The following is a 13,714-nucleotide window of genomic DNA, read 5'->3' as shown; positions in this document are numbered from 1 at the left end:
ACGCCACATATCCGGGCGCGATATCCGCATCGCGATGCGACAATCCGCGGATGCCTGACGCCCCCTTGCCGCCCGAACTCGACGCCCAGCTCGACCGCCTGATCGCGCGACTGCCGGACGCCATTCGCAGCGATCCCGATGCACTCGCGCGCATCCGCCCGGTGGCGCTCGCCAGCGATTTCGCGCTCGACGTCCTGCAGCGTCAGCCGGACGTGCTCGCGCAGCTGCTCGAAGACGACGCACAACCCGGCATTGCGCCGCCTGCGCTCGACGCCGGCAATCGCAGCGAATGGCCGGCGTTGCTGCGTCGCTACCGCACCGCGTGTTCGGCGCGGCTGGTGTGGCGCGACGTGCACGGTCTCGACGGTGTCGACGCGACGCTGGCCGGCAGCACGGCGCTGGCGGAAACCTGTCTGACGCTCGCGCTCGACGCGCTGGAAGCCGAGTTCGCGCAGCGTTACGGCCATGTGCGCGATGCCGACGGCACCGTCGTGCGACTGGTCGTGTTCGGCCTCGGAAAACTCGGCGGCGGCGAACTCAATTTCAGTTCCGACATCGATCTGATCTACGGCTTCGCGACTGCGGGCGAGAGCGATGGCGCGCGTGCGCTCGCAGCCGAGGACTATTTCACCCGGCTCGGTCAGCAGCTCGCGAAGCTGCTCGACGAGAACACCGCCGATGGTTTCAGCCATCGCGTCGATCTGCGTCTGCGGCCGTTCGGCAGTGCTGGCCGCATCGCATTGAGTTTCGCGGCGATGGAGCAGTACTTCCAGCACGAAGGGCGCGACTGGGAACGCTATGCCTGGCAGAAGGCGCGGCCCGTCGCGGGCGACATCGAGGCCGGCGAACGGTTCCTGTCGCAGTTGCGGCCCTTCATCTATCGCCGCTATCTCGACTACGGCGCGCTCGACGGCCTGCGGCAGATGAAGGCGATGATCGCGGCTGAAGTGGCGCGCAAGGAGTTGTCCGACGACATCAAACGTGGCGACGGCGGCATCCGCGAGATCGAGTTTCTCGCCCAGGCCCTGCAGTTGATCCGAGGCGGCCGTGAGCCCGCGCTGCGCGATCGTCGTCTGCTGCCGACGCTCGAGGCGCTGCACGCGCATGCGCAGATCGACGCGGACACGCTGGCGTTGCTGCAACGTGCCTACCGCTTCCTGCGCCAGCTGGAGAACCGGCTGCAGATGCTGCGCGACGCGCAGACGCACATGCTGCCGGCCGATCCGCTGGATCGCTTGCGCGTCGCGCGCTCGCTCGGTTACGCCGACTGGTCAGCGCTTGTCGATGCGCTGCGCGTAGTGCGGGCTTCTGTGGCGCAGGAGTTCGACGCGCTGTTCGCCGTACGCAGCCAGCAACGTTCGGTCGATACCGACGACGATCTCGCCGGCTACTGGCGGGCCTTGCCCGCGGGTGGCGAGCGCGGCGTGCTCGAGGCCGCCGGTTTTACCGACAGCGCGGACGTCGACGCGGCGCTGCGCGACTTCGCGCGCTCCCCGAGCGTGCGCGACCTCTCCGACAGCGCACGCACGCGACTGGACCGGTTGATGCCGGTGCTGCTGCAGGCATCCGCGCCCGCCGATCGTCCGCTACAGGCGATCCGCCGGCTGCTCGCGTTGCTGCACAACATCCTGCGGCGCGCGAGTTATCTGGCCCTGCTCGACGAGCGGCCCTCGGCGCTGGCGCGTCTGGTCGACGTGGTCACGCGCAGCGCGTTCCTCGCCGAACGCCTCGCCGCGCATCCGCTGCTGCTGGACGAACTGCTCGACAGTCGTGACGAAGGCCCAATGCCGCAGCGGGGCGAGATGGCCCAGGCCTGCACGCGCGCGTTGCGGCAGCCGGACCTTGAAGCCGGCCTGCTGGACCTCAACGAGGCCCGCCAGCAGCTGAGCTTCCGCATCGCGCTCGCCACGCTCGACGGGCGCCAGTCCGGGCAGGACGCGACGCGCCAGCTCGCGTGGCTGGCCGATGCGGTGGTCGATACCGTACTCGCGCTGGCGATGCGCGATCTCGAAGCCACGCACGGCGCGCTGCCCGACGCGCGGTTCGCGGTGATCGGCTACGGCAGTCTCGGCGGCGAGGAACTCGGCTTCGGTTCCGATCTCGATCTGGTGTTCCTCTACGACGCGCCCGCCGATGCGCAGTCCACCGGTGCGCGCCCGCTCGATGTACAACGCTGGGCCGCGCGGCTGGGGCAGAAGATCGTCGCGCTGCTGGGCACCGTCACCGGCGGCGGCCGTCTCTACGACGTCGACGTGCGCCTGCGCCCGGACGGGGGCAAGGGGCTGCTGGTCTCGTCACTGGCAAGCTACGCCGAGTACCAGCGCGAGCGGGCCTGGACCTGGGAGCACCAGGCATTGGTTCGCGCGCGTTTCGTGGCCGGTCATGACGTGATGGCCAGCGCCTTCGAGGACGTACGCCGCGACATCCTGGCGACGCCGCGCGATCCGGAGACGCTGCAAAATGACGTGCTGTCGATGCGCCGACGCATGCGCGCCGAGCTGGACCGCAGCGCCGGAAACCGCTTCGATCTCAAGCAGGGTGCGGGCGGGCTGGTCGATCTAGAGTTCCTGATGCAGTACCTGGTGCTGCGCCATGCGGCGACGCGGCCCGCGCTCCTCGCGCCGCGGGCGACGCCGCTATTGCTGGAAGTCGCGGGCGCAGAGGGGCTGGTGGACCCAGCCGTGAGCGCCGGCTTGCGGGCGGCCCACGCCACACTTCTGGAACTGGGGCTCGGCTGCACCCTGGACCGCCGGACCCGCATCGTCGTCGAGACTCCAGAACTGGAGTCTGCGCGCGAAACGGTCCGTTGCGCGGCTGACTGGACCTGAATGCGGTTGATTTCATGTGCGGTTGGCCGTCCTGCCCGCAGACTGACCCCTAGAACGCAGGAGCCAATCCGGTCGCTTCAGTCACTCCGGTAGCGAGCGGCATTCAACTGAAACCGCGGGCTCGTTCCGTGAATGGAACGCTCGGGAACTCCTGTGCGTCTTAGCAGTCAGACCTATCGACTGCTAATATCCCTTCCTATGAGCACGCAGACCATGTCACACGCCCTGGTTGCCAACAGCCTCCCGACTCTCAACCCGCTGGGTTCGCTGGATGCCTACATCGGCGCCGTGCACCAGATTCCGGTGCTGTCGGTCGAAGATGAGCAGGCGCTTGCCCAACGCTTCCGCGACGACGAGGATCTCGACGCCGCGCGCGAGCTGGTGCATTCGCACCTGCGCTTCGTGGTGCACGTGGCCCGTGGCTACAACGGCTACGGCCTGCCGCTGGGCGATCTGATCCAGGAAGGCAATATCGGCCTGATGAAGGCGGTCAAGCGCTTCGACCCCGACGTGGGCGTGCGCCTGGTGAGCTTCGCCGTGCACTGGATCCGTGCCGAAATGCACGAGTTCATCCTCAAGAACTGGCGCATCGTGAAGGTCGCCACGACCAAGGCGCAGCGCAAGCTGTTCTTCAACCTGCGCAAGTCGAAGAAGCGCCTGGGCTGGTTGAACGCCGCCGAAGTCAGGGCCGTCGCTGCGGATCTCAACGTGTCCGAGCGCGAAGTGGTGGAGATGGAGTCGCGTCTGTCGGGCCGTGATATCGGCTTCGACGCGCCTGCCGGCGAGGACGACGACAACGCGCCGCCCGCGCCGGTCGCCTATCTCGTCGCCCGCGACGAGGATCCGGCGCAGCTCTACGAGCGCACCGACAGCGAGGACAGCAAGCTCGATCTGCTGCGCGAAGGCATGGCCACGCTGGATGCCCGTTCGCGCGACATCATCAGCCGCCGCTGGCTCGACGACGAGCACAAGGTGACGCTGCAGGAACTGGCGGACGAGTACGGCGTGTCCGCGGAGCGCATCCGCCAGGTCGAAGCGAACGCGCTGAAGAAGATGAAGGCGCTGTTCGCGGCCTGATTGGCAGGACCCGAGCGACACACGGAACGGCCCGCGCAAGCGGGCCGTTTCTGTTTGCGCGAATCAGAAGTGGTGCGAGTTCACCACTTGAACAGCACCAGGCTGATCGCCAATGCGGCCATGCCGGAGACGAGGCCGTAGACCGTCTCGTGGCCCTTGGCGTAGCGCTTGGCGGCGGGCAGCAGTTCGTCGAGGGCGAGGAACACCATGACGCCGGCGATCAGGCCGAAGACGACGCCGAACACCGGTTCGGACAGGAACGGGCGCAGCACGGCGTAGCCGATCAGTGCGCCGATCGGTTCGGCCAGACCCGACAGCAGGCAGGCGAGAAAGGCGTAGAGCTTGTTGTTGGTGGCGAAGTAGACCGGCACGGCGATTGCGATGCCTTCGGGAATGTTGTGGATCGCGATCGCGAATGCGAGCGGCATGCCGACACCCGGGTTCTCCAGCGTTGCGAAGAACGTCGCCAGACCTTCGGGAAAGTTGTGCGCAGTGATCGCGACCGCGGTCAGCAGGCCGACGCGCTTGATGTAGCTGGTGTTGTGTTCGCGGAAGTAGGGATCGTCGACGTCCAGGCGCTCGTGCGGGTTGGGCACCAGCCGGTCGATCGTGACGATGAAGAGCACGCCGCCGAGGAACGAGAGCGTGCCCCAGGTGAAGCCGAGCTGCGGACCGTAGGCATTGGTGAACGCGAGGATCGACTTGTCGAGGATCTCGGTCAGCGACACGTAGACCATCGCGCCGGCGGCGAACGCCAGGCCGAACGACAGCAGGCGCGCGTTCGGCTGCTTGGAGAACAGCACCAGCAGGCTGCCGAGGCCTGTGGCCAGGCCAGCGGCGGTGGTGACCGCGAGCGCGATCCAGAAATTGTGGGTCGAGATTTCGAGCATGCGCGGAACGCCGGAACGTATGGAGGGAGCGACTCAGCCTGGCTGCAGATCCGGCTTGGGCGGGCGCGCGGCCATGCTAGCCGATGCGCGGTGCGTCAGGCCCTTCGCGCGTCGGCGTCGTGACCGGTTCGGCATCGACGGGCGGGCCAAAGATGATCCGCGCCGCGCGCTGGTAGCTCCAGTACGCCATGGTCCAGTTGAGCAGCACGACCACGCGGTTGCGGAAGCCGATCAGAAAGAACACGTGGGCGATCAGCCAGAACCACCACGCGAGCACGCCCGACAGTTTCAGCCGGCCGAAGTGGACGACCGCGGCCATGCGTCCGATTGTCGCGAGGTTGCCGAAGTCGCGGTAGGCGAACGGCGTCGTCGCCTGCCCGCGCAGGCGCGCGCGGATGCTGGTCGCGACGTGCCGCCCCATCTGCTTGGCGGCCGGCGCGACGCCCGGCACGGGCTGGCCTGCGCTTTGGATCGCGGCGAGATCGCCGGCGACGTAGATGTCGGGATGGCCCGGCACGCGGAGATCCTGTTCGACCTGCACCCGGCCGGCACGGTCGCGCGGCGCATCGAGCAGGGCGCCCAGTGGCGACGCCGCCACGCCCGCGGCCCAGATCACCGTCTTCGCGGCGACGCGCTGATCGCCGAGGCGGTAGCCGTCGGCATCGATGTCGGCGACCGGCGTGCCGGTCTGCACCTCGACACCGAGCTTCTGCAGCTGACGGCGCGCCTTCTCCGACAGATCGTCCGGGAACGACGACAGCACGCGCGGCCCCGCTTCGACCAGGCGCACCTTCGCCAAGGCCGGATCGATGTTGCGGAACTCGCTGCGCAACGTGTGCCTCGCGATCTCGGCCAGCGTGCCGGCGAGCTCGACGCCTGTCGGGCCACCGCCGACGACGGCGAAGCTGAGCCACGCGGCGCGCTTGTCGGGATCGGTTTCGGCCTCGGCGCGCTCGAAGGCGAGTAGCAGCTTGCGCCGCAGCAGCAGCGCATCGTCGAGCGTCTTCAGGCCCGGCGCATGCGCGGCCCAGTGGTCGTTGCCGAAGTAGGCATGGGTCGCGCCGGCGGCGAGCACCAGCATGTCGAAAGCGAGGGCGGTGCCGTCGGCAAGCGCGAGCGTTTTGGCGGCGGTGTCGATGCCCTGCACATCGGCAAGTCGCACCTCGACGTTGTCCTGGCTGCGCAGGATGTGACGCAGCGGCGCGGCGATATCCGGCGCCGACAGGCCTGCGGTCGCCACCTGGTAGAGCAGCGGTTGGAACAGATGATGGTTGCCGCGATCGACGAGCGTGATCCGCACCGGATCGCGCGCCATCGCACGCGTGGCCCAGAGGCCGGCAAAACCACCGCCGACGATGACGACATGGGGAATGCGATCGGAACTGGGCATGGGATCGACGTGCGTGCGGGTGGCCGATTGTAGGCGGCCGTCCGGGAACACGCTGTCAGCTATCCGGACCTGTAGGAGCGCGCTTGCGCGCGATGGGGTGATCAAGGGAATGCCCATCGCGCGCGAGCGCGCTCCTACAGGCCGGCGTCGTGCCTCAGAGCCGCGCGCGCTGCGCGGCGAGGGCGTCGTGCTGCGCGGTCCAGTCGACGAGGCGATGACGCTCCTGCTCGACGACGGCCGCCGGCACCTTGTCGCTGAACTTCGCGATCTTCGCGGCGCTCTTGTCCTTCTCCGCCAGCACCCGGGCGATTTCCTTGTCGAGGCGCGCGCGCTCCGCATCCAGATCGACCAGGCCTTCCAGTGGCACGAACAGCTTCACGTCGCCGACCAGACCGGTGGCGGCCGGCGGTGGATCGCCGTCGACGGCGTCGATGCGATCGAGCCGGTTGAGGAACTTCAGCTGCGAGTCGAACCGCTGCAGACGCACGCGCGCGGCGTCGCTGCCGGCCTGTACCAGCAGCGGCACCTGCTTGCCCGGCGACACGCCCAGCTCGCTGCGCACGCGGCGCAGCGCGGTGACCATCTGCTTGAGCCATTCGACGTCGGTCGTCGCCTGCGCGCAGCGGGCGATCAGATCGCTGTCGGGTGCCGGATAGGGACGCAGCGAAATCGTCGCGTCCGCGATGCCGACGCGCGGTGCGACCTGGCGCCACAGCTCTTCGGTGAGGAACGGGATCAGCGGGTGCAGCAGACGCAGCAGCGATTCGAGCACGTGCAGCAGCGTGTGGCGGGTGCTGTTCGCTGCGGGCGCGTCATCACCCAGCAGCGCCGGCTTGGCGAGCTCGACGAACCAGTCGCAGAAGTCGTTCCACGCGAATTCGTACAGCGTCTGCGCGAGCAGGTCGAAGCGGTAGCTGGTGAAGTGCGCGCGTGCCTCGTCGGCGGTCGTCGCCAGACGCGCGAGAATCCACTTCTCCGCGTCGGTCGTCGGCTCGGGCGCACCGTCGGCGCTGAAGCCTTCGGTGTTCATCAACACGAAGCGCGTCGCGTTCCACAGCTTGTTGCAGAAATTCTTGTATCCCTCGGCGCGGCCGAGATCGAACTTGATGTCGCGGCCCGGGCCGGCCAGCGCGGCCATCGTGAAGCGCAGCGGGTCGGCGCCGTGGGCGATGATGCCGTCCGGAAATTCCTTGCGCGTCGCCTTCTCGATCTTCGGCGCGTCCTTGGGCTTCATGAGCCCGGTGGTGCGCTTGGCGACGAGGTCTTCGATGCTGATGCCGTCGATGATGTCGAGCGGATCGAGCACGTTGCCCTTCGACTTCGACATCTTCTGACCGTCGCGGTCGCGCACCAGACCGGTCATGTAGACATCGCGGAACGGCACCTGGCCGGTCAGGTGATCGGTCAGCATGATCATCCGGGCGACCCAGAAGAAGATGATGTCGAAGCCGGTGACCAGCACGCTCGACGGCACGAAGTGCTCGAAGCCGCGCTCGGTCATCGCCGTTTCGTCCGGCCAGCCCATCGTGTTGATCGGCCACAGCCCCGACGAGAACCAGGTCTCGAGCACATCGGTGTCCTGGGTCAGCACGACATCGGCACCGAGTCCATTGCGCGCACGCGCTTCGGCCTCGTCGCGGCCGACGTAGGCGCGTCCGTCTGCGTCGTACCACGCGGGAATGCGATGGCCCCACCACAGTTGGCGGCTGATGCACCAGTCCTGGATGTTTTCCATCCAGTGGCGATAGGTGCTGGTCCAGTTCGGCGGCACGAACTTCACTTCGCCGCTCTCGACCAGATCCAGGCCGCGCTTGGCGAAGCCTTCCATCGCGACGAACCACTGGTCGGTCAGGTACGGCTCGATGACCTGACCCGTGCGATCGCCGCGCGGGACCTGCAGCTTGTGCGGCTTCGTTTCGACGAGGAAACCGCCGGCTTCCAGATCGGCGAGCACGGCCTTGCGCGCGTCGAAGCGATCGAGGCCGCGGTACTGCTCGGGCGCGTTCTCGTTGACCGCGGCATCCGGGGTGAACAGGTTGATCATCGGCAGGTCGTGACGCTGGCCGACCTGGTAATCGTTGAAGTCGTGAGCGGGCGTGACCTTGACCACGCCGGTGCCGAACGCGCGGTCGACGTAGCCGTCGCCGATCACCGGGATGATGCGACCGGTCAGCGGCAGCACGACCGATTTGCCGATCAGATGCGCGTAGCGCGCGTCATCGGGGTGCACCATCGCCGCGGTGTCGCCGAGCATGGTTTCCGGACGCGTCGTCGCGACGACGAGATAGTCGCGCGTTTCGCGCAGCGTCTCGGTGCCATCGGCGTCGACTTCGACGTGTTCGTAACTCGCGCCATCGGCAAGCGGATAGCGGATCGACCACAGCGAGCCGTCTTCTTCCTCGCTGACGACTTCGAGGTCGGAGATCGCGGTCTTGAGCACCGGATCCCAGTTGACCAGGCGCTGGCCGCGGTAGATCAGGCCTTCCTCGTGCAGGCGCACGAAGGCTTCGACGACCGCCTGCGAGGGCAGCGGGTCCATCGTGAAGGTCTTGCGCGACCAGTCGCCCGACGCGCCGAGGCGACGCATCTGGCGCTCGATCGTGTCGCCGGACTGGCCCTTCCACTCCCACACCTTCTCGATGAAGCCGTCACGGCCCAGCGAGTCGCGGGTTTCACCCTTGCCTTCGAGCGCAAGGTTGCGCGAGACCACCATCTCGGTCGCGATGCCGGCGTGGTCGGTGCCCATCTGCCACAGCGTGCGATGCCCGAGCATGCGGTGGTAGCGGATCAGCGCGTCCTGCAGCGTGTGCTGGAAGGCGTGGCCCATGTGCAGCGTGCCGGTAACGTTCGGCGGCGGCAGCAGGATCGTGTAGGCCGGGCCATCGCCCTGCGGCTGGAAGACGCCGGTCTTCTCCCATTCCGCGTACAGGCGGGCTTCGAAGGTGCCGGGGTCGTAGCTTTGGGCGAGGGACATGGAAGAGCCGTGATGGGTGATTGGGGATGAACGGACATGCGTCCGTTGAGAGCCGTGATCGGAAGAGCGAAGCGGCATCACGTGATCGGTCGAGGTGCTCTTTCGAATCACCCATCACCCATCACGAATCACCGCCCTCACATATCGTGCTTGGCGAGATCGAGGCCGGCGGCCTTGTACTGCTTCCACCGCTCGCGCAGCGGTTCGCGGGCCGAGTCGTCGGCCGGCACCACTTCGAGCACGCGCTCGAAGCCCGGCGGCGCCACTTCGTCGCGCAGGTTGATGACCAGCGCGCGCATCGGCGCGTCGAAGTCGGGCGTGGCGATGAGGACCGGTGTTTCGTCGTCCTCTTCGTCCATGCCCGCGATCTGGTGCGGGATGTAGGCGTCTTCGCCCATGTCCCACAGCAGATCGTCGAGCGCTTCGGCCTGTTCGGCGTCGCGGGCGAGGATCAGCGTCCACAGGTCGGCCGCATAGGATTTGCGGACCAGTTCGCACACCAGACGCAGCGGTGCCTCGCGGAAGCGCGGCTTGGCGATCAGGTAGAAGTCGGCGCGGGCCATGGCAGTGGCGGTCGGGCCGGAACCGGGGACGCGGCGCGATGCCGCATCCCCGCAAGGCCCGGACCGGTCAGTCGACCTGGTCCATGAGCCACTGGCTCAGCAGACCGACCGGGCGGCCGGTGGCATAGGCCATCTTGCCGCTGCCGCTGGCGCTGCCGGCGATGTCGAGATGCGCCCAGCGCTGACCTTCGGTGAAGCGCGACAGGAAGCAGCCTGCGGTGATCGCGCCGCCCCAGCGACCGCCGATGTTGTAGACGTCGGCGAAGTTGGAATCGAGCATCGACTGGTATTCGTCCCACAGCGGCAGACGCCAAGCACGGTCGAACACGTGCTCGCCAGCGGCCAGCAGCTCGGCGGCCAGATCGTCGTGCTTGCTCATCAGGCCGGTGGCCTGCGTGCCGAGCGCGACCATGCAGGCGCCGGTCAGGGTGGCGACGTCGACCAGTGCGGCCGGCTCGAACCGCTCGGCGTAGGTCAGCGCGTCGCACAGGATCAGGCGGCCTTCGGCGTCGGTGTTGCCGACTTCGATGGTCTTGCCCGACATGCTGGTGATGACGTCCGACGGGCGATACGCGTCGCCGTCGATGCCGTTCTCCACCGCCGGCACGATCACGTGCAGGTTGATCGGCAGATCGAGGCCGACCGCGGACACGAACGTGCCCATGACCGTCGCCGCGCCGCACATGTCGAACTTCATTTCCTCGATGCCGCCCTGCGTCTTGAGGTTGACGCCGCCGGTATCGAACGTGATGCCCTTGCCGACCAGCACGTAGGGCTTCGCGTCGCCGCCGTTCTTCCAGCTCAGCACGACCAGACGCGGACGATTGGCCGAACCGCGCGCCACGGCGAGCAGCGAGCCCATGCCCAGCGCTTCCATCTGGGCCTCTTCGAGCACTTCGCACGAGGCCTTGTCGAACCGCGACGCGAAGGTTTGCGCCTGTTCGCCCAGGTAGGCCGGGTTGCAGATGTTCGGCGGCAGGTTGCCGAGCTCGCGGGCGAACTGCACGCCAGCGGCGATCGCCTTGCCCTGCGCCAGCGCATCGGCGTCGTCGCCGACGATCGAGATCGCGGTCAGCGTGTCGGGTTCGCGCTTCTTGTTCTTGGCGCCCAGCGTGGCCACGTAGCGATACGCGGCGTGGTCGGCGGCGACCACGGCCTGGCGAATCTTCCAGGCGGCGTCGCGGCCCGCGACGTCGAGATCGGCCAATGCGATCGCGGCGCTGGTGCTGTTGCCGTCACGCAATGCGCGCACGGCATCGGCGACCGCCTTGAGGTACTGCGGCACGCCGAACTTGGCGCGCTCGCCCAGGCCGATGGCCAGCACGCGCGGCGCAGTGACGCCCGGCAGGTCGTGCAGCAGGCTGGTGCGACCGGCCTTGCCGGACAGGTCGCCACGGGTGGCAAGGGCGGCCAGACGGCCGCCGCTGGCGGTGTCGACGGCGGCGGCGGCGCCGGCCAACGGGCCGTCCGCGAACACGCCAATGACGAGGCAATCGCTGGACAGGGCGGCGGGGGATGCTTGGTTCAGGGAGAATTCGAGGGTCATCAACCAGATTCCATGGGGTGATCGGTACACTTCACGGTCCAGCGCGCGGCGCCCAGTCAGGCTTGCCGCTGCAGAAGCGCCGTGGTGGCGCGGCTGGACGAACCCCCAAGTCTAAAGCAAAGCCCCCACACACGATGTCGAAGCTCGACCGATACCTGTCCCGCGAGTTGGCCCAGTCCACGTTCGCCGCCCTCGTGGTGCTGCTGATCGTGAGTCTGGGCGGCGTGTTCGCGGACGTGCTGAGCGACATCGCCCGCGGCCGGGTGCCGGCCAAGCTGATGCTGGCCCAGTTGGGCCTGTCGGTGATCAGTTACATGCCGCTGATTCTGCCGCTGGGCCTGATGCTCGGGCTGATGCTGGGCTTCGGCCGCCTGTACCGCGATTCGGAAATGCCGGTACTGACCTCGGTGGGCATCGGTCCGCGGCGTCTGCTGCGGCCGCTGTCGCTGGTGGTCGGGCCGATGCTGCTGGTGATCGGCGCCTGCTCGCTGTGGCTGGGGCCGTGGGCGCGCGACTACTCGCAGCAGATGATCGAGGCTGGTCAGCGCAGCCTGCTGGTCAGCGGCCTGGAGGCGGGTCGCTTCGTCGAGTTTCCCGGTGGCGGCGGCGTGGTCTACGTCAATGCAATGTCCGACGACGGCAGCAAGCTCGGCCGCGTGTTCGTCTATCGCCAGGATGAAGGGCGCATGGACATCACCACCTCGCTGAGCGGTGCGTTGAGCATCGACGGCACCGAACGCTTTTTGCGTCTCGATGAGGGGTTCCGCGTCGAAGGTCCGATGGACGCAGGACTCGACTACCGCCTGATGCGTTACGCCAGCAATGAGCTGCGCCTGCCGGCGGTCGAATCGCGCGCCGATGGCGACGATCCCGAACTGCAACCGACGCTTTCGCTGTTCGGCGATGCGCGCCCGGAAGCACATGCCGAGCTGCATTACCGGCTGGCGCCGGTGCTGTTGACGCTTGCGTTCGCGCTGCTGGCGGTGCCGCTGGCGCGCAGCCCGCCGCGTCAGGCGCGCTACGGCAGGATGATGACCGGCTTTCTCGCCTACGTGATGGGCATGAACCTGATGATGCTCGGCAAGGACTGGGTCGCAGACGGACGCATTCCTATGCTGCTGGGTCTGTGGTGGCTGGTGCTGCCGCTGCTCGGGTTCGCAGCCTGGATGTACTTCAGCGATGGCCGGGTGGCTGCGCCCAAGTGGAGGCGCGCGAAATGAAGCCCTTGCTGCGCATCCATGATCTGTATGTCGCCAAGGTCGTCACCATGATGGTGCTGGCGACCTGGATGGTGCTGGTCGGTCTCGACGCGGTGATGGCCGGCGTCAGCGAGATCAGTGCCGTCGGGCAAGGCGATTACACCTACTTCGGCGCGCTCACCTACATCCTGCAGACGCTGCCGCGTCGCGCGTATGTGATGTTCCCGACTGCAGCGGTCATCGGCTCTCTGATGGGTCTGGGCCAGCTGGCGGCCACTTCGGAACTCATCGCGATGCGCGCGGTGGGCCTGTCGCGCACCCGCCTGAGCGTGTCGGTCGCGTTGCCTCTGCTGGTGCTGACCGCCGTGATGGTGCTCAGCGGCGAGACCCTCGGCCCGATGGCCCAGCGCAGCGCCGACAGCATGAAGTCGGCCGCGCGATCGAGCGACATGATCGTCGGCCGCTATTCGGGCCTGTGGGCGCGCGAGGGTGACACCTTTCTCAATGCGCAAAACGGCACCGAGATCAGCGACGGCGCCGGCGCCCGGATCCAGCTCCAAGACGTGCGCCTGTTCGAGTTCGCCAGCGATGGCCGCCTCGAATCGGTGGCGCACGCCAAGACCGCCGAGCACGGCGCCAACGGCTGGTTGCTGCGCAACGTCCAGCGCACCTGGTTCGAACCGCGCGCGGTGACCCGCACCGAAGCACTGGAAGAGCACTGGGACTCTCAGCTCGATGCGACCACGCTCGCCGCCAGCGCCAGCAGCATCTGGCGTCCGCGCTACATGCCGGCGAGCGAACTGCGCGCGGGCATCGAATATCGGCACCGCAACCAGCTCGACGCCAGCGAGTTCGAAGAGCACTACTGGGGCCGCTGGTTCTATCCGCTCAACGTGCTGGCGCTGTGTCTGGCCGCGATTCCGTTCGCGTTCGGCTCCCTGCGCAGCGGCAATGCCGGCAAGCGCCTCTTCATCGGCGTGGTCTTCGCACTGGGCTTCTGGCTGGGCCAGACCCAGATCGTCAAGCTCGCAGCGGTGTATCGCATCGATTACCGCCTGGCCTACCTCATTCCGCCGGTCGTGATGCTGATCATTTCCTGGGCTCTCTTCCGCCGCCGGAGTGGGTGAGCGCCCGTCGCTCACGCGGCACTGCCGCGTGACGGGCGCGAACGCCTCGCGTGCTACGCGAGGCCGGACGCGCAATTCAATGAATCGTCGATAGCAGGTCGCCCACGCCGCGCGCGGCAG

At 67.7% G+C, this 13,714-nt stretch carries 9 protein-coding genes; 4 read left to right on the top strand and 5 right to left on the bottom strand.

Going from position 1 to position 13,714, the window contains the following annotated elements:
• The first annotated feature begins 50 nt into the window (after window positions 1–50).
• A complete protein-coding gene (gene glnE / locus ACZ9YD_RS09310) occupies window positions 51–2,828 on the top strand; it encodes a bifunctional [glutamate--ammonia ligase]-adenylyl-L-tyrosine phosphorylase/[glutamate--ammonia-ligase] adenylyltransferase (protein ID WP_465074890.1) in 2,778 nt (925 codons plus the stop codon).
• Between the two features lie 198 nt (window positions 2,829–3,026).
• Window positions 3,027–3,905 carry an RNA polymerase sigma factor RpoH gene (rpoH, locus tag ACZ9YD_RS09305; protein ID WP_465074889.1) on the top strand — a complete coding sequence of 293 codons (879 nt, stop codon included), beginning with the start codon at window positions 3,027–3,029 and terminating at the stop codon, window positions 3,903–3,905.
• Window positions 3,906–3,985: 80 nt separating this feature from the next.
• Here rpoH and zupT read toward each other — a convergent pair whose 3' ends face one another.
• The 5 genes from zupT to ACZ9YD_RS09280 form a co-directional block, all read right to left on the bottom strand.
• Complete coding sequence (gene zupT, locus ACZ9YD_RS09300) at window positions 3,986–4,795, bottom strand: zinc transporter ZupT (RefSeq protein WP_465074887.1); 810 nt, start codon at window positions 4,793–4,795, stop codon at window positions 3,986–3,988.
• A gap of 76 nt (window positions 4,796–4,871) precedes the next feature.
• Window positions 4,872–6,185 (bottom strand): NAD(P)/FAD-dependent oxidoreductase, encoded by a 1,314-nt coding sequence (locus tag ACZ9YD_RS09295; RefSeq protein ID WP_465074886.1) that lies wholly within the window; start codon window positions 6,183–6,185, stop codon window positions 4,872–4,874.
• Between the two features lie 154 nt (window positions 6,186–6,339).
• The gene (locus ACZ9YD_RS09290) at window positions 6,340–9,159 is read right to left on the bottom strand and encodes a valine--tRNA ligase (RefSeq protein ID WP_465074885.1); all 2,820 of its coding nucleotides are present in this window, start codon (window positions 9,157–9,159) and stop codon (window positions 6,340–6,342) included.
• A gap of 137 nt (window positions 9,160–9,296) precedes the next feature.
• Entirely contained in the window at window positions 9,297–9,722 is a 426-nt protein-coding gene (locus ACZ9YD_RS09285) for a DNA polymerase III subunit chi (RefSeq protein ID WP_465074884.1), read from the bottom strand.
• A gap of 67 nt (window positions 9,723–9,789) precedes the next feature.
• Window positions 9,790–11,268, bottom strand: coding sequence for a leucyl aminopeptidase (locus tag ACZ9YD_RS09280; protein WP_465074883.1), 1,479 nt, complete (start codon window positions 11,266–11,268; stop codon window positions 9,790–9,792).
• Between the two features lie 134 nt (window positions 11,269–11,402).
• Between ACZ9YD_RS09280 and lptF the strand changes: the two genes are divergently transcribed.
• Both lptF and lptG read left to right on the top strand, forming a co-directional pair.
• Entirely contained in the window at window positions 11,403–12,488 is a 1,086-nt protein-coding gene (gene lptF / locus ACZ9YD_RS09275) for an LPS export ABC transporter permease LptF (RefSeq protein WP_465074882.1), read from the top strand.
• On the top strand, window positions 12,431–13,594 hold the full coding sequence (gene lptG, locus ACZ9YD_RS09270) for an LPS export ABC transporter permease LptG (RefSeq protein WP_465075512.1): 1,164 nt from the start codon (window positions 12,431–12,433) through the stop codon (window positions 13,592–13,594). The genes lptF and lptG overlap by 58 nt, the downstream gene beginning before the upstream one ends.
• Window positions 13,595–13,714: the final 120 nt, after the last annotated feature.

The organism is Luteimonas sp. AC640a (assembly GCF_979256585.1).
This window is presented reverse-complemented; position numbering and strand designations above follow the sequence as displayed.